This is a genomic window from Ensifer sp. ZNC0028 (genome assembly GCF_000799055.1).
Classification (GTDB): domain Bacteria; phylum Pseudomonadota; class Alphaproteobacteria; order Rhizobiales; family Rhizobiaceae; genus Ensifer.
This window is the reverse complement of sequence record NZ_JTLA01000057.1, coordinates 1-14862: the sequence shown is the minus strand read 5'-3', so window position 1 is coordinate 14862 and position 14862 is coordinate 1. Positions and strand designations below refer to the sequence as shown.

General features: G+C 64.5%; 12 protein-coding genes. 8 read left to right on the top strand and 4 right to left on the bottom strand.

Annotated elements, in window-relative coordinates:
* Positions 1-89: 89 nt before the first annotated feature.
* The 3 genes from L981_RS13775 (at position 90) to L981_RS13765 (ending at position 5301) form a co-directional block, all read left to right on the top strand.
* Positions 90-3275, top strand: coding sequence for an efflux RND transporter permease subunit (locus L981_RS13775; protein WP_043616797.1), 3186 nt, complete (start codon positions 90-92; stop codon positions 3273-3275).
* Between the two features lie 246 nt (positions 3276-3521).
* The gene (gene dapE, locus L981_RS13770) at positions 3522-4715 is read left to right on the top strand and encodes a succinyl-diaminopimelate desuccinylase (RefSeq protein ID WP_043616794.1); all 1194 of its coding nucleotides are present in this window, start codon (positions 3522-3524) and stop codon (positions 4713-4715) included.
* On the top strand, positions 4702-5301 hold the full coding sequence (locus tag L981_RS13765) for a hypothetical protein (RefSeq protein WP_043616792.1): 600 nt from the start codon (positions 4702-4704) through the stop codon (positions 5299-5301). Before dapE ends, L981_RS13765 begins: the two co-directional genes overlap by 14 nt.
* A gap of 10 nt (positions 5302-5311) precedes the next feature.
* Here the strand turns inward: L981_RS13765 and truA are convergent, their stop codons facing one another.
* The 3 genes from truA to def all read right to left on the bottom strand — a co-directional run bounded on the left by truA (position 5312) and on the right by def (position 7678).
* Positions 5312-6055: a tRNA pseudouridine(38-40) synthase TruA gene (gene truA / locus L981_RS13760; RefSeq protein WP_043616790.1), complete on the bottom strand. Its 744-nt coding sequence runs from the start codon at positions 6053-6055 to the stop codon at positions 5312-5314.
* Entirely contained in the window at positions 6055-6990 is a 936-nt protein-coding gene (fmt, locus tag L981_RS13755; RefSeq protein ID WP_043616788.1) for a methionyl-tRNA formyltransferase, read from the bottom strand. The genes truA and fmt overlap by 1 nt, the downstream gene beginning before the upstream one ends.
* Before the next feature lie 163 nt (positions 6991-7153).
* Entirely contained in the window at positions 7154-7678 is a 525-nt protein-coding gene (gene def / locus L981_RS13750) for a peptide deformylase (RefSeq protein ID WP_043616874.1), read from the bottom strand.
* Positions 7679-7829: 151 nt separating this feature from the next.
* Here def and L981_RS13745 point away from each other — a divergent pair, with 151 nt between their 5' ends.
* The 3 genes from L981_RS13745 (at position 7830) to L981_RS13735 (ending at position 12741) form a co-directional block, all read left to right on the top strand.
* Positions 7830-9023: a DNA recombination protein RmuC gene (locus L981_RS13745; protein WP_043616786.1), complete on the top strand. Its 1194-nt coding sequence runs from the start codon at positions 7830-7832 to the stop codon at positions 9021-9023.
* A 52-nt stretch (positions 9024-9075) separates the two neighbouring features.
* Positions 9076-9975, top strand: coding sequence for a ribokinase (locus tag L981_RS13740; protein ID WP_043616783.1), 900 nt, complete (start codon positions 9076-9078; stop codon positions 9973-9975).
* Positions 9976-10335: 360 nt separating this feature from the next.
* Positions 10336-12741, top strand: coding sequence for a methyl-accepting chemotaxis protein (locus L981_RS13735; RefSeq protein ID WP_043616781.1), 2406 nt, complete (start codon positions 10336-10338; stop codon positions 12739-12741).
* Positions 12742-12812: 71 nt separating this feature from the next.
* On the opposite strand, the gene L981_RS13730 is transcribed toward L981_RS13735, so the two are convergent.
* On the bottom strand, positions 12813-13757 hold the full coding sequence (locus L981_RS13730) for a nucleoside hydrolase (RefSeq protein ID WP_043616779.1): 945 nt from the start codon (positions 13755-13757) through the stop codon (positions 12813-12815).
* Between the two features lie 240 nt (positions 13758-13997).
* On the opposite strand from L981_RS13730, the gene L981_RS13725 reads away from it, so the two are divergent.
* The gene (locus L981_RS13725) at positions 13998-14429 is read left to right on the top strand and encodes an Hsp20 family protein (RefSeq protein ID WP_034797386.1); all 432 of its coding nucleotides are present in this window, start codon (positions 13998-14000) and stop codon (positions 14427-14429) included.
* 47 nt (positions 14430-14476) lie between these two features.
* Positions 14477-14734: a DUF1150 family protein gene (locus tag L981_RS13720; protein ID WP_034797387.1), complete on the top strand. Its 258-nt coding sequence runs from the start codon at positions 14477-14479 to the stop codon at positions 14732-14734.
* Positions 14735-14862: the final 128 nt, after the last annotated feature.

The window sequence follows — 14862 nt, the reverse complement described above, 5'->3', positions numbered from 1 at the left end:
AAAGCATCACTCTGCAGACATGGCTGCGCGGCGAGCTTTTTCGCCGCGCCCGCCGGAGGTCTGCCCGAACGCATCCCAAGGGGGATACCATGAACTTCTCACGCTTCTTCGTCGACCGCCCGGTCTTCGCGGGCGTCTTGTCGGTCCTGATCTTCGTGGGCGGCCTGATCGGCATGACCGGTCTGCCGATCTCCGAATATCCCGAAGTCGTCCCGCCGCAGATCGTCGTGCGCGCGCAATATCCGGGCGCCAACCCGGCCGTCATCGCCGAGACGGTGGCGACACCGCTTGAAGAGCAGATCAACGGCGTCGAAGACATGCTCTACATGCAGAGCCAGGCGACCGCCGACGGCCTGATGACGCTGACCGTCACCTTCGCGCTCGGCACCGACCCGGACCAGGCGCAACAGCTCGTTCAGAACCGCGTCTCGCAGGCCGAGCCGCGGCTGCCTGAGGAAGTGCGCCGCCTCGGCGTCACCACGGTCAAGAGCTCGCCCGACCTGACCATGGTCGTGCATCTGCTTTCGCCCAACGGCCAGTACGACATCAACTACCTGCGCAACTACGGTGTGCTCAACGTCAAGGATCGGCTGGCCCGCATCGAAGGCGTCGGCCAGGTGCAGATCTTCGGCGGCGGCGACTATTCGATGCGCATCTGGATCGACCCGCAGAAGGCGGCCGAGCGCGGCCTTGCCGCGGGCGATATCGCCAATGCAGTGCGCGGCCAGAACGTCCAGGCGGCAGCCGGCGTCATCGGCGCCTCGCCGTCCGTTCCCGGTCTCGACCTGCAGCTTTCGGTCAACGCGCAAGGGCGACTGCAGACGCCTGAGGACTTCGAGAACATCGTCGTCAAGTCCGGCGCCCAGGGCGAAGTGACCCGCCTCGGTGACGTCGCCCGCGTCGAAATGGGCGCCTCCGACTATTCGCTGCGCTCGTTGCTCGACAACAAGCCGGCTGTCGGCATGGCGGTCTTCCAGGCGCCTGGCTCGAACGCGATCCAGATCTCCGACGACGTCCGCGAGGCGATGGCCGAGATGAAGCTCACCATGCCTGCAGGTGTCGACTACGGCATCGTCTACGACACCACGCAGTTCGTGCGCGCCTCGATCGAATCGGTCGTCGACACGCTGCTCGAAGCGATCGCGCTCGTCGTGCTCGTCGTCATCATCTTCCTGCAGACCTGGCGCGCCTCGATCATCCCGCTCGTCGCCGTGCCGGTCTCGATCGTCGGCACCTTCGCCGTCATGTACGTCTTCGGCTTCTCGATCAACGCACTCAGCCTCTTCGGCCTGGTGCTCGCGATCGGCATCGTCGTCGACGACGCGATCGTGGTGGTGGAGAACGTCGAACGCAACATCGAGCAGGGCCTGTCGCCGGTCCAGGCGACCTATCGCGCCATGCAGGAAGTCTCGGGCCCGATCATCGCGATCGCACTGGTGCTCGTCGCCGTGTTCGTGCCGCTTGCCTTCATCACCGGCCTCACCGGCCAGTTCTACCGCCAGTTCGCGCTGACGATCGCCATCTCGACCGTCATTTCGGCGCTCAACTCGCTGACGCTTTCCCCGGCACTGGCCGCCCTTCTCTTGAAGGACCACCACGCGCCGAAGGATTGGCTGACGCGGGTGATGGACAGGCTGTTCGGCTGGTTCTTCCGTGGCTTCAACCGCTTCTTCGGTGCAAGCTCGGAAGCCTATGGCCGCGGCGTCGGGCGGATCCTGACGCGCAAGTCGCTGATCATGGTCGTCTATGTCGTGCTTCTCGGCGTGACCTTCACGCTGTTTCGCGCGGTCCCCGGCGGCTTCGTGCCGGCGCAGGACAAGCAGTACCTGATCGGCTTTGCCCAGCTTCCGGACGCAGCCACGCTCGACCGCTCGGAAGACGTGATCAAGCGCATGAGCGAGATCGCGCTCAAGCATCCGGGCGTCGAAAACGCCATCGCCTTCCCGGGCCTGTCGATCAACGGCTTCACCAACTCGTCGAACTCCGGCATCGTCTTCGTCGCCCTCAAGCCGTTTGAGGAACGCAAGACGCCCGAGCTGTCGGGCGGAGCGATCGCCATGCAGCTCAACCAGGAATTCGGCGTCATCCAGGATGCCTTCATCGCCATGTTCCCGCCGCCGCCCGTCCAGGGTCTCGGCACGACAGGCGGCTTCAAGCTGCAGCTGGAGGACAAGAACGGCCTCGGCTACCAGGCGCTCGACGAGGCGGCCAAGGCCTTCCTCGCCAAGGCCTACCAGGCGCCTGAGCTGGCCGGGCTCTATTCGAGCTACCAGATCAACGTGCCGCAGCTCTATGCCGACCTTGACCGCGTGAAGGCGCGCCAGCTCGGCGTAGCCGTCACCGACGTCTTCGAGACGCTGCAGATCTACCTCGGCTCGCTCTACGTCAACGACTTCAACGCCTTCGGCCGCACCTACAGCGTACGCGTCCAGGCGGATGCCAACTACCGCAGCCATGCCGACGACATCGGCAAGCTGAAGGTGCGTTCGCAGTCCGGCGAGATGATCCCGCTGTCGGCGCTTCTGAAGGTCGAGCAGACGGTGGGTGCCGAACGGGCAATCCGCTACAACGGCTTCCTGTCGGCCGACATCAACGGCGGCCCGGCACCGGGCTTCTCGTCCGGCCAGGCGCAGGCTGCCATCGAGCGCATCGCCGCTGAAACCCTGCCGCCGGGCATCGGCTACGAGTGGACGGACCTGACCTACCAGCAGATCCTTGCCGGCAACTCCGGCATCCTGGTCTTCCCGCTGGCGCTGCTGCTCGTTTACCTGGTGCTCGCTGCCCAGTATGAAAGCCTGACGCTGCCGATCGCGATCATCCTGATCGTGCCGATGGGCATCATGGCGGCGCTGGTGGGCGTCTGGCTGACTGGAGGCGACAACAACGTCTTCACCCAGATCGGCCTGATCGTGCTCGTGGGATTGTCAGCCAAGAACGCCATCCTGATCGTCGAGTTCGCCCGCGAACTGGAACTGTCGGGCAGCACGCCGGTCAAGGCGGCGATCGAGGCAAGCCGGCTGCGCCTGCGCCCGATCCTGATGACCTCGATGGCCTTCATCATGGGCGTTGTTCCCCTGGTGATATCCACCGGCGCCGGCGCGGAAATGCGCTCGGCCATGGGTGTCGCGGTCTTTGCAGGCATGATCGGCGTCACCGCCTTCGGCATCTTCATGACGCCGGTGTTCTACGTGCTGATCCGCAAGCTCGCCGGCGAGCGACCGCTGAAGCACACGGGAGCCCAAATCGAAGCGCCGCACTTGGCACCCGGAGAATAAGCCTTCTCCTACCCTTCGCGATCTTCAGGCGGGCCGGATCACTCCGGCCCGTCGAAGCTGCGGCGCTGCGCCTCCGCCCAGGCGCAGCGCCGTTTTGCGTCCGGCGTCACGGCTCCCCGCCCCGCGCCACAGTCGCCCATCTCGCGCGACAGGTCGCCATCTTGCGTGACAGTTTGCTGGCGATCGGATAAACCAGCACCTCCATTCCCAAGGCCTCTCATGGCCATGCAGACGGCATAACGCTAAATGACCTCCACCGATCCGATCGCCAATCTCGCCACCCTCATCCGTTGCCCCTCGGTTACCCCGGCCGAAGGCGGCGCGCTTGCAGCCCTCGAAGCCATGCTGAAGCCGCTCGGTTTCGCGGTCGACCGCGTGATGGCCAAGGAGGCCGGCACACCCGATATCGAAAACCTCTACGCGCGGCTCGGAACCGAAGGCCCGCATCTGATGTTTGCCGGGCATACGGATGTCGTTCCCGTCGGCGACGAGGCGGCCTGGAGCCATGGTCCGTTTTCGGCCGACATCGCCGGCGGCGAGATGTATGGCCGCGGCGCGGTCGACATGAAGGGTGGCATCGCTTGCTTCGTCGCGGCAATCGCCCGCCATGTTGAAAAGCATGGCGCCCCGAAAGGCTCGGTCTCCTTCCTCATCACCGGCGACGAAGAGGGTCCGGCGATCAACGGCACCACCAAGCTCCTGCAATGGGCGGCCGACAAGGGCGAGCGCTGGGATGCGTGCCTCGTCGGCGAGCCGACCAACCCGGACCAGCTTGGCGACATGATCAAGATCGGCCGGCGCGGCTCGCTTTCCGGGCGCATCACCGTTCACGGCGTGCAGGGCCACGCGGCCTATCCGCACCTTGCCGACAGCCCCGTGCGCGGCATCCTGCAGCTGACGCAGGCGCTGATGGACCCGCCCTTCGACAACGGCACCGACAGCTTCCAGCCCTCCAATCTGGAAGTGACGACGATCGATGTCGGCAACGGCGCCGTCAACGTCATTCCGGCCAAGGCGACGGCTGCCTTCAACATCCGCTTCAACGACACGTGGACGGCGGAAAGCCTGATGGCGGAGATCATCGCCCGGCTCGACCGTGCTGCGGCAAACGGTAGCCTGCGCCCAGACCGAGCCCCGGTCCGCTACGAAATCGCCTGGGCCGAGCGCCCGAGCCACGTGTTCCTCACGCGCAACAATGCGCTGATCGACTCGCTCTCCGGCGCGGTCGAGGCCGTCACCGGGCGTCAGCCGAAGCTGTCGACGACCGGCGGCACCTCGGATGCGCGCTTCATCAAGGACTACTGCCCGGTGGTCGAATTCGGTCTCGTCGGCCAGACCATGCACATGGTCGACGAACGGGTCGCCGTCGCCGACCTCGAGACGCTGACCAATATCTATGAAACCTTCATCTTCCGCTGGTTCGGCCATGCCGCTGCTTGATGAGGTGCTTGCCTATATCCGGGGGCTCTGGCTCCTGGCGCAGGGTAACGAAGAAGGCTTCCGTTGGCTCGATTTCAGCGAGAGCGGGCTCTGGCGCTCGTTCACGTCCATGCTCTGGTGCCTGCCGGCGATCGCCGTCACCTGGGCGTCCTGGCGGCTCTATTACCTCTCGGTCATGCCTGACGGCACCACGATCGGCGTCGGCTTCATCTTCAAGCTGCTCGTCGTCGATCTCGTCAGCTGGCTCCTGCCGCTGGTGCTGATCGCCATTCTCTCGCGACCGCTCGGCTTTGCCGGAGCGGTGGTACCGATCGTCGTCACCACCAACTGGCTCTCGGTGCCGCTCTCCTACGCCATGGCGTTGCCGGCGGCGATCCGCGTCGTCATTCCCGGGAGCCAGGGGCTGACGAGCTTCATCTGGCTGACGCTGCTCGTCATCAGCGTTGCGGTGCTCTTCCGGCTCTTGCGGATGGTGACCGGCAACCAGACGCTGCTTGCCTCGGCGCTGACCGCGCTCTTCCTGCTGCCGTCGATGATGATCGGCGATCTCCTGCAGCGCTTCTTCGGCCTGATCCCGACAAGCTAGGACTTCGGGATCAGTAGTCCACCTGAAGGAAATAAAGCCCATCGGGCGGGGCGACGGGGCCGCAGGCCTTGCGGTTGCGGGCTTCAAGCGCTGACTGCAGATCGTCAGGCGTCCACTTGCCCTCGCCCACCAGCTTCAGCGAGCCGGCGAAGGAGCGGATCTGGTTGTGCAGGAAGCTCTGCGCCGTCGCGCGGATCTCGATGACGCCGGCGACAAGCGCGACGTCCAGCCGATCGAGCGTGCGCACCGGGCTCGCCGCCTGGCAATGGGCGGAGCGGAAGGTGGTAAAGTCGTGATGGCCGACGAGGCGCTGGGCGCCCGCGTGCATGGCGTCATGGTCGAGCGGCTTCGGCACCCACCAGGCGCGCCGGGCTTCCAGCGCCAGCGGCGCCGGCCGTGAGATGATGCGGTAGAGATAATGCCGGCGCAGCGCCGAGAAGCGCGCGTCGAATTCCTCGGACACTTCCTCGGCCTCGAGGATCGCCACCCGCTCGCCCGCAAGCCCCAGATGGGCGTTCAGCGCGTTGCGCAGCGTATAGGGCTTCCACGGACGCGTGAGGTCCGCATGCATGACCTGGCCGCTGGCATGCACGCCGGAATCGGTACGGCCGGCGCCGCGGATCGATACGGTCTCGCCGGTGAGGGACAGGATCGCCTTTTCGATCGCCCCTTGCACGGACTCTCCGTTGTCCTGCCGCTGCCAGCCGACATAATCCGAGCCGTCATACTCTACGGTCAGCTTGAACCGCGGCATCAGCCGACCCTCGTGCCGGGTGCAACCGGCGTTCCGCGCAGGAAGTCGCCCGCGTCCAACGCCTTGCCGCCGGCGCGCTGCAGGCGGGTGAGCCGAACGGCGCCCTCGGCGCAGGCAATCGTCAGATTATCGTCGAGCACCGTGCCGGCCTCGCCCGCGCCGGAAGCGGGCTGCGAGTTCAACACCTTGATGCGTTCCGGCTTGCCGGCGATCTCAAGCTCGAACCACGCGCCCGGGAACGGCGACAGGCCGCGGATATGGTCGTGCACCACGCGGGCGGGACGGGCGAAATCGATGCGGGTTTCGGTCTTGCTGATCTTCTGGGCATAGACGACACCGTCCTCGGCCTGGACCGTCAGCGGCAGGTCGCCGGCTTCGAGCTTCGCCATCGCTTCACGCATCAGCGTCGCGCCGACCTGCATCAGTCGGTCGTGTAGCTCGCCACCGGTCATTGTCTCGCCGATCTGGACCGTCTTGGTGAGGGCGACCGGGCCGGTATCGAGCCCCTTTTCCATCTTCATCACCATCATGCCGGTGTCGTGGTCGCCGGCCATGATCGCGCGCTGGATGGGCGCTGCCCCGCGCCAGCGCGGCAGCAGAGAGGCGTGGCCGTTGTAGCAGCCGAGCTTGGTGCCGGTGAGGATGGCCTCGGGCAGAAGCAGGCCATAGGCGACGACGACGGCGACGTCGGCGTCGAAATCACGGAAGGTCTGGCGATCCGCCTCGTCCTTGAAGTTGACCGGCGTCAGCACCGGAATGCCGAGCAACTCGGCCGCCTGATGCACCGGCGACTTCTGCAGGTCGAGCCCGCGACGGCCGCCCGGCCGCGGCGGTTGGGTGTAGGCGGCGACGATCTGATGGCCGGCCTCGGCCAGTGCCGCCAGCGTCGGCACCGAAAATTCCGGCGTGCCCATGAAGATGATGCGAAGCGACAAGGCGGTAACTCCGTCCTTTCAGATCACTTCATGCGGGGAAACGGCGAAATGATCTCATTCACTAAAACAGGACAATTCCAGAAAAGCCGTTTCACGCTCTTTCCTGGAATGTTCAATGGGTTCCCGCCTTCAAGCTTTCGCGCGATCGTCCGCGATCGAAGGCTCAGATCGCCTTGGCGCCGCGCGTCTTGGCGGCCTTGGTGAATTTGCGGATCACCATGTCGCGCTTGAGCTTGGAGATATGGTCGATGAACAGCACGCCGTTCAGGTGGTCGATCTCGTGCTGCAGGCAGGTGGCGAGCAGGCCATCGGCCTCGATCGTCTGTTCCTTGCCGTCACGGTCCAGATGCTTGACGGTGATGACAGCGGGGCGCTCGACCTCGGCGTAATAATCCGGGATCGACAGGCAGCCTTCCTCGTAGACCGAATAGGTGTCGGACGAAGCGACGATCTCGGGGTTGATGAAGACAAGCGGCGTCTTCTCGTCGCCTTCTTTCGAAACGTCGAGCACCAGCATGCGCCTGGCGACACCGATCTGGATCGCGGCAAGGCCGATGCCGGGGGCATCATACATGGTTTCGAGCATGTCGTCGGCCAGGCGGCGGACGTCCGCGTCGACGGTTTCGATCGGCGTGGAAACCTGGCGAAGCACAGGATCGGGAAGGATGATGAGCGGCTTGATGGTCATGATGCTCCCATAGCCGATCTTTCCATCGACGCGCAAGGAAATTGCCTTGCCACCTGCGGCACCCGTTCGCCCCTGGCCGGGCATTAACCTCGACGCGCATCTGTTCTTGTTTTGATCTACACTTCGCGAGAGAATCTGTTAGGTTTGGCGCATGGAACCTGCGCCCCTTCCCTTCGCCCAGCCGCTGTTTTTCATCGGCCCTCTGCCGATCACCCTGGGCCATCTCGTGATTGCCGCCGGCCTTGTGGTCGTCGTTGCCGGTCTGATGGCGTTGTCGCGCCGACGTAATCCCCGCGACGACGAGCGGCAGGAACAGATGGCAATGCTGCTGGCCGCCCAGACGGAGATGCAGGGGCGGGTCGCGGCGATGGCCGAGGTGTTCGGCGCCCGGCAGGCGGAACTCAACCAGACGCTCAGCCAGCGCATCGACGGCATGACCCACCGCATCGGTACCTCGATCAGCGAGCAGACCAAGGCGACGCACGAAAACCTGCGCCGGCTGCAGGAGCGCCTCGCGGTCATCGACACGGCCCAGAACAACATCCAGTCGCTCGCCAAGGATATGGCCGGGCTTCAGGCGATCCTCTCGAACAAGCAGACGCGCGGCGCTTTCGGCCAGTCGCGCATGGAAGCGATCATCGCCGACGGGCTGCCGATGGGCGCCTTTGAATTCCAGGCCACGCTGTCGAACGGGGTGCGGCCCGACTGCATCATCCGCATGCCGAACGGCCAACCGCCGCTCGTCATCGACGCCAAGTTTCCGCTCGAAGCCTGGAACGCAATGCGTGACGCGCCGACCCCGGAACGCCGCCAGCAGATCGCCCAACTCTTTCGCCGCGACATGGAAACGCATGTGCGCGATATCGCCGGCAAATATCTGATCCCGGGTGAAACGCAGGACACCGCCTTCCTCTTCGTTCCCTCGGAATCGATCTTTGCGGAGATCCACGAGCATTTCGAAGCGATCGTGCAGAAGGCGCACCGCCAGCGGATCGTCATCGTCTCACCCTCCCTGCTCCTTTTGTCGATCCAGGTGATCCAGGCGATCCTCAAGGATGCGCGCATGCGCGAGCAGGCGCACCTGATCCAGGGCGAAGTCGCGCGGCTGATGGAGGACCTCGGCCGTCTCGATGAGCGTGTGCGCAAGCTGCAGGGCCATTTCGCCATGAGCCAGAAGGATGTCGAGGACATCCTCGTTTCCTCCAGCAAGCTCACCCGCCGCGGCGCCAAGATCGAGGCCCTCGAATTGCAAGCGGAAGGCGGCACACGGGACGCTGGCGAACCACGTGCCCCGGTCGACAATCGCGTCGGGCAATTGCGCCTGCGGGTGGTTGACGAGGACTGAGGCTGTCGGGCACTCTCCGGCCCAATTCGCAAAGCCGACAGGATACCTACACATGATTACTGTTTTTGGGTCCATCAACATGGATCTGATCGCCACCACCGCACGCCTTCCGAAGCCCGGCGAAACCGTCGCCGGCACCGGCTTCTCGACCGCCGCTGGCGGCAAGGGCGCAAACCAGGCGCTGGCCGCACGGCGCGCCGGCGCCACGGTGCAGATGGCAGGCGCGGTAGGCAAGGACAGCTTTGCCGACGGCGCGCTCGAACTGCTGAAGGGTGCCGGCGCCGACCTGTCGCTGACCAAGACGGTCGGCGAACCGACCGGCACCGCCCATATCCTCGTCGGCGGTGATGGCGAAAATGTCATCGTCGTCGTCGCCAGCGCCAATGCGACGGTCAATGAGGCCGATGCTGAAAAGGCAGTCGATGGCATGAAGCCCGGCGACACCTTGATGCTGCAGCTCGAAATTCCGGCCGCCTCGGTCGAAAAGGCGCTCACCGCTGCGAAACGGAAGGGCGTGCGCTCGGTCATCAACATCGCGCCGCTGACGCCCGAGGCAGCCCGCCTTGGCCGCATGGCCGATATCGTCATCGCCAACGAAACCGAATTCGAACTGCTCGCCGGCAAGAGCGGTATCGGGAGCACCGAGCGCGAAGAGGCGATGAAGGCGCTGCACGCCGAGACCGGCCAGACGGTCATCGTCACGCTCGGCGCCGAAGGTGTTGTTGCCGTTCATGCAGGTGAGATCCAGCGCGCCAAGGGCCTGAAGATCGAGCCGGTCGATACCGTCGGCGCCGGCGACACCTTCTGCGGCTACCTCGCAGCCAGCCTCGATGCCGGTATCGCCTTCCCCGACGCCCTGCGCCGCGCAGCGGTCGCCGGTTCTCTCGCCTGCCTGACGAGCGGCGCCCAGCCTTCGATCCCGCTCGCCGCGGACGTGGCATCGCGCCTCTAGATTCCGCACCTGAAAGCGCACGCTTGAGACGGGCGATGTTCGCCCGTCTTTATTTTGCGCAGGCCCCTGCCCGCATTGTTTTCCCCTTCCCGACGGCCGCTTGCGCAATCCGGACAGACGATGTCGCGGACATAAAACTTTGCGCCTAATTTTATGCAAGCGACGCGTAAAATAACGTCCGTGTTGGCCCTATCTTAAGATTCTCCAGTCTATTCAGGACCCTGAGAAAACCGGCCGAAGCGCCTGGTCGCCTCCAACATGCCGGTCGGCATCTGACGCTCCATGATGGAGTTCACCCCCATTGCGAAATGCGTCCACCGCAGGTGAAAACCTGCGGACCTCCCAGCACGTGAGGATTTCATGTTCAAGTTCCAAGCCAAATCGCTGGCGACCAAACTGATCGCGGTGACAGGCGGCACGATCGCACTTGTCCTGCTTGCCTCGAATTTCGTTCTCATCTCCCAGACCCAGGACCGCGTCGAAACGCTGGTCCTCGAGCAGGCAAGCGGCGAAGCCCGCGCGATTGCCTCCGACATTGCCGGCGACATCGGCGAGCTTGCAAGCGCTGCCCGCTCGATGGCGGGCATCCTCGGCCGGGCACATGCCGAAAAGTCGCTGGAGCGCACCGGGGTGATCAACATCCTCAGGGCCAACCTCGAGCAGAACCCGTTTGCCTTCGGCAGCTGGTTCGCGGAGGAGCCCAAGGCCTTCGACGGCCGCCAAGAAGACGTCGTCAACAACAAGGAACTGGGCGGTAACGACAAGGGCATCTTCACGCCCTACTGGTCGAAGAGCCGCACCAACGAAATCCAGTACTCCACTTTCGGCGCTGACTACGCGGCCGAGTGGTACAAACTCGCTGCCAAAAGCGGCAAGGGTGCAATCACCCAGCCCTACACGGCACAGGACACCGACGTTCCGACCGCGATGAGCTCGATCGCCTACCCGGTCATGTCCGGCGGCAAGCTTCTCGGCGTCACCGGCGTCGACATTTCGCTCGCTTCGCTCGGCGATGGCCTCGCGAAGCTGAAGCCCTTCGACACCGGCCGCGTCTACCTGCTGTCGCAGACCGGCAAATGGCTGGTCGCGCCGATCCCGGACCTCCTGCTCAAGGAGTATGACGGCGAAGGCAACGACGTCGTCAAGAACGCGCTCGCCTCCGGCAAGCCGGGCATCATCTCCAACCTCTCCTATGACGGCAACGAGCCCTTCGACCGTCTCGTTTATCCCTTCACGCTCTCGGGCGTGAACACCAGCTGGATTGTGCTCGTCGACGTGCCGCGCACCGCGATCAACGCGCCGGTCAAGGATCAGACCTACATGATGATCGTCGGCGGCCTCGTCGTACTCGGCGCCGTTCTGCTTGGCCTCTATCTCGCCGTTCGTGGTTTCGTGCAGAAGCCGCTGGCGAGCCTCGTCAAGGACGTAAACGATCTCAGCCACGGCGACTACACCAAGGCGATCGCCGGCCAGGATCGTTCCGACGAAACCGGCGAAGTTGCCAAGGCGCTCGAAGGCTTCCGCCATCAGCTTGCCGACACCAAGCGTCTCGAAGGCGAAGCCCGCCATGAGCGCGAACAGGCCGAGCGCGAACGCGGCCGCTCCGAAACCGAACGCGCCGAGAGCAGCGCGCTTCAGCGCGACATCGTCGCTCGCCTCGGCAAGGGTCTCTCGCACCTGTCGTCCGGCGATCTCGCCTTCCGCATCACCGACGACTTCCCGGGCGAATACGCCCAGCTCAAGCGCGACTTCAACGCGACGATGGAAAGCCTCGAAGAGACGATCCGCACCGTCAACCATTCGGTCGTCAACATCAGCAACGGCACCAGCGAAATCAGCAGCGCCGCCAACGACCTGTCGCACCGCACCGAACAGCAGGCTGCAAGCCTGGAAGAGACCGCAGCTGCCCTCGACGAGCTGACCTCGCAGGTCAACGCCAGCGCCGAAAACGCCAAGGTTGCCGCGAAATCGGTGGACGTGGCCAGCAGCGATGCCGGACAGTCGGGCGAAGTGGTGCAGAAGGCGATCGCCGCGATGAAGGGCATCGAGCAGTCCTCGCACGAGGTCAGCCGCATCATCGGGGTCATCGACGAAATCGCCTTCCAGACCAACCTTCTGGCGCTGAACGCCGGTGTCGAAGCGGCGCGTGCCGGTGACGCCGGCAAGGGTTTTGCCGTCGTCGCCCAGGAAGTGCGCGAGCTCGCTCAGCGCTCCGCTAACGCCGCCAAGGAGATCAAGACCCTGATCAACACCTCGGCCGGCCAGGTGCGCGAAGGCGTCGATCTCGTCGGCAAGGCCGGCGGTGCGCTCGAAAAGATCGCCGAGCAGGTGGTGCAGATCAACGGCCTCATCCGCCAGATCTCGAGCTCCGCTTCCGAACAGGCCGTCGGCCTGAAGGAGATCAACTCGGCCGTCAACCAGATGGACCAGGTCACCCAGCAGAACGCCGCCATGGTCGAGGAAACGACTGCGGCCGGCATGGCGCTCAACGAGGAAGCGCGTACGCTCAACACGCTCGTTGCGCGCTTCCGGGTCGCGCAGGCGACAGCAACGGCCCAGCCGTCCTCCGCAGCGATGCTGCGCGGCACGGCCGAGCGGATGCGCGCGGCCGAACGCCCCGCTCCGGTCCCGGCTCCCGCTCGCGAAGCGCGGCCCGCTCCGGCAGCAAGCCCGGCGCGAAGCAACTACTCGGCTTCGACACAGCGGGTACTGACCCAGACCTCCGGCGCCAACGCGCTTGCCCAGGATAACTGGGAAGAGTTCTGATCAGCGGAACGAGAAAAGAAAACGGCGCCTCTCGGGGCGCCGTTTTCGTTTGGAGTACGATGAACCGAGGTTCAGATGCGGGCCAGCCGCTCGGTCAAAAGGTCGAAGAAGCCCTGGTCGTCGACGAAGCGCATGACCTTGGCGTTGTGTGGCCGGCCGGTGACCTGCCACCAGTCCACAACGGTCATGCCGGCCGTCAGCTCCGACTTGGTCTCGATCGCGACGTTGCAATCGCGACCGGTGAAAAGCTCGGGCCGCAGCAGATAGGCAATGACCGTCGGGTCGTGCAGCGGGCCGCCATCGGTGCCGTATTTCTCGATATCGAAGCGCTCGAAGAATTCGAGCATCTCGGCCATGGCGATCGCCGGGCGGCTGCCGATGTCGCGGATCTTCTGGACACGCGCCTTGTGGGTCAGCACCCGGTGGGTGACGTCGAGCGGCATCATCACGATCGGAATGCCCGAACGGAAGACGATGTCGGCTGCCTCGGGATCGACGTAGACGTTGAATTCGGCGGCGGGCGTGATGTTGCCGCCTTCGAAGAAGCCGCCACCCATCATCACCAGCTCCTTGACCCGCGGAGCGATGTCAGGCGCCTTCTGCAGGACCAGGGCGATGTTGGTGAGCGGGCCGAGCGTGCAGAGCGTCACGGTGCCCTCTGGCTCCTTTCGCAGCGTCTCGACGATGAAGTCGACCGCATGCTGCTCCTCGAGCTTCATCGTCGGCTCGGCAAGCTCCGGGCCGTCGAGGCCGGTCTTGCCGTGGACGTGCTCGGCGGTCACCAGCGGGCGGGCAATCGGCTTGTCGGCGCCCGAGAACACCCGAACCTTCGGCCGGTCGCAGAGCTCGCACAGGATGCGCGCGTTGCGGGCCGTCAGCGCCAGCGGCACGTTGCCGGCAACTGCGGTGATGCCGAGCAGGTCGATCTCTTCCGGGCTGCCGAAGGCGAGCATGATGGCGGCGGCATCGTCCTGCCCGGGGTCGGTGTCTATGATTATCTTTCTCGGCACGGGCACTTTCTCGTCCTCCCTGGATCACGGTGTTCGGCGCGATCGATACGTTGCATTCGGCCGGACGGGAGTGAACGCCCAAGCGTTCCTTGGTCCCATTCCCGGATTCTGCGAGAGCGGACTATGATTTGCGTGCACGCCGGAGGCAAGCGGCTTGCACTCATTGCGCACAGCTACCATATTGCGGAAAGGATGCTGCAAGGCAGGTCCGAACAACGGTCGCTTGATCTCGCAAGGACTTGAAGAATGAGCCGAATTACCCCTTTTACGAGCCCGCTTCTGCTGGGTTTCGATACGATGGAAAAGACCCTTGAGCGGATCGCCAAGGGCAACGACGGATACCCGCCCTACAACATAGAACGCGTTCGCGGCGATGCCTCGACCGACGAACCGGAACGGTTGCGCATCACGCTCGCCGTGGCAGGCTTTTCCGAAGAGGATCTCGAAGTCACCACCGAAGAGAACCAGCTCGTCATCCGCGGCCGGCAGATCGACAACGGCGACCGCGATTACCTGCACCGCGGCATTGCGGCACGCCAGTTCCAGCGCACCTTCGTTCTTGCCGACGGCATGAAGGTTCTGGGCGCGGAACTGCGTAACGGCCTGCTCTCGGTCGACCTCGTTCGTCCCGAACCGGTTCGTATGGTAAAGAAAATTAACATTTCAGTCCCAGAGTAGGATAACCGGCGGGATTCTCCCCTCACCGGCGACCACGGAGTGTCACCATGGGACTGAAAGACATCAGCTCGTCGCTGTCGAAGAACGACCTCGCGCATCTCGGCGAAGGCGAAATCGGCTACATCCGGAAAATGCGCTCGGAAGAAGTCTCGCGCTGCTTCCCGGAAGCACCGGAGATGGGACCGGGTATTGATCTCTGGGCGCTGTTCGGCGCCGATGGCACGCCGATCCTTTTGACAGACAATCGCTCCAGCACCTTCTTCAAGGCGGCCGAGGACGATCTGAAGACCGTTACCCTGCACTGACAGGCTGCCGTCCATGGCGGCAGCGCCATGAAGTTTGATTGAAAGCCGTCGCTCGAGAGAGCGACGCAGGCCGGAGCGGAAGCCGCTTCGCACTTTTCCTGGAATTGATCTTCTAGTCCGCAAGTCCG

Coding starts and splice junctions, on each gene's coding strand:
- def (WP_043616874.1), bottom strand. CDS start 7,678: ATGACCATCAAGCCGCTCATCATCCTTCCCGATCCTGTGCTTCGCCAG.
- L981_RS13745 (WP_043616786.1), top strand. CDS start 7,830: ATGGAACCTGCGCCCCTTCCCTTCGCCCAGCCGCTGTTTTTCATCGGC.
- truA (WP_043616790.1), bottom strand. CDS start 6,055: ATGCCGCGGTTCAAGCTGACCGTAGAGTATGACGGCTCGGATTATGTC.
- L981_RS13740 (WP_043616783.1), top strand. CDS start 9,076: ATGATTACTGTTTTTGGGTCCATCAACATGGATCTGATCGCCACCACC.
- L981_RS13725 (WP_034797386.1), top strand. CDS start 13,998: ATGAGCCGAATTACCCCTTTTACGAGCCCGCTTCTGCTGGGTTTCGAT.
- L981_RS13765 (WP_043616792.1), top strand. CDS start 4,702: ATGCCGCTGCTTGATGAGGTGCTTGCCTATATCCGGGGGCTCTGGCTC.
- dapE (WP_043616794.1), top strand. CDS start 3,522: ATGACCTCCACCGATCCGATCGCCAATCTCGCCACCCTCATCCGTTGC.
- L981_RS13735 (WP_043616781.1), top strand. CDS start 10,336: ATGTTCAAGTTCCAAGCCAAATCGCTGGCGACCAAACTGATCGCGGTG.
- L981_RS13720 (WP_034797387.1), top strand. CDS start 14,477: ATGGGACTGAAAGACATCAGCTCGTCGCTGTCGAAGAACGACCTCGCG.
- L981_RS13775 (WP_043616797.1), top strand. CDS start 90: ATGAACTTCTCACGCTTCTTCGTCGACCGCCCGGTCTTCGCGGGCGTC.